This is a genomic window from Streptomyces sp. NPDC056222, assembly GCF_042264065.1.
Classification (GTDB): Bacteria; Actinomycetota; Actinomycetes; order Streptomycetales; family Streptomycetaceae; genus Streptomyces.
In genome coordinates this window covers 1-1,436 of the sequence record NZ_JBHJTL010000212.1, presented here as the reverse complement: position 1 = coordinate 1,436, position 1,436 = coordinate 1, and the positions used below count along the sequence as shown (strand labels likewise).

Sequence of the window (1,436 nt, the reverse complement as noted above, 5' to 3'; positions counted from 1 at the left end):
GCTAGGAGACGGCGCAGCGGCACCAGCGCAGAGCCAAAGCGAGGGGCGGAGAGACGGCCCTCGCATCAAAGACGGCTGGAGCCTGGGTAAACCGCGCCATCGCTTGATAGGCCCTCTAAGAACGGGCCTCAGGCGCCTACGCACCCGGACGCCTATCCCCCATCGTCGCCTAGAAGCGGCATTTGTCCTTAACACAACGCTTCCTAGGTCAGCACTGAGGCCGCGGCAGGTGTCCGCCAGGCAAATTGGCCCATCCAGAGAAACAGGGCCGGAAGCAAGGCATCGGAACTCGCCAGCATCGATAGGAGAGAACTAGAAAGACACTTAGGCATGGGCAGCTATATCCTGCTTTGCTGCGCTGGGAAGTTAGACTGCGGTGCACATACACCTCGCGCTCCGGCAAGAACTGGAAATGGATCTCTAGAAGCCCATGGCAAGCAATCTTATCAATAGCTGGTTGAATTCACTTGACAGCGAGATGCTCGAGGAGCTCGTGCTCCTCCACGTTAACGACAAGCATCAGCCCGAGCTGGAGGCCCAGCGCATTGGCGTTAGCGGCCAGATACAGAATGGCGTCGACGTGTATGTTCACGCCCGTAGGCCCGACCTTGCTCATTGGGGATACCAGTGCAAGGCGTATGCTCGATCAAAGCTCACTACAGCCATCTTCGACAAGGAGTTGAAGCTGTGCCACGAGTTCGATCCACCTCTCGACTACTACTGCATTGTTACCCTAAACAGCAGAGATGCGAGGTTGCAGCAGCATGCCAGGAATGCTTGTCTGCACGGAAAGACCAACAGGGTATCGATAATCGCGCTGGAAGATCTGGCATCTATCGTCCAGGCCTCACCTATGCTGAAGAAGCATCTCATTGACTTCGTGATGCATCCATCAGATGTGCGGGTAATCGGTGAGTACCTAGGGCTCATTAACGGCACGATGCCGAGCTTGACCGCTGAGATTGACCAATCACTACCGGATGACCTCAGAACCGCAGAAGATTGGATCAATAACGGGATGCCACTGCGAGCACTAGCCATACTCGACGCGCGAGGGGTGTCTACAAGTGAGAGTGCGGTCGAGCGTATTCGGTGCCGCGCACTCTACGGCATGGAAAGCTATTCGGACGTTCTGGCAATTGCAGAGACTGAGGCCGAGTGCCAAGTGCCAAATGCGCAACTCCTAATTCTTGGGGCATTGGCAGCGGAGGAACTTGATCAGACTGATGTAGCAGACAGACTCGCCAATCTCGCTCTCTCTTCAGCAACAGATGCCACGCTCGCAGAGTCTGTCGGCGGCTGCGTTCGGCTTCGCGCCAAACGCGGAGGCGCGGAAATTACGGATCTCGAGGCATTCGCGAAGGATCATCTTGGCGACAGGCTAGACAAAATAGCGGTGGCACTTGCCGATTCAGCAGCAGCGCTGGGTGACCCAC

General features: G+C 56.5%; 1 protein-coding gene. It reads left to right on the top strand.

The window, feature by feature from the left end; all coding sequences use genetic code 11:
* Positions 1–430 precede the first annotated feature (430 nt).
* Positions 431–1,436, top strand: a 1,006-nt coding sequence (locus ACFC0D_RS38545) for a hypothetical protein (RefSeq protein ID WP_376446774.1), incomplete at its 3' end; no start/stop codon positions are given.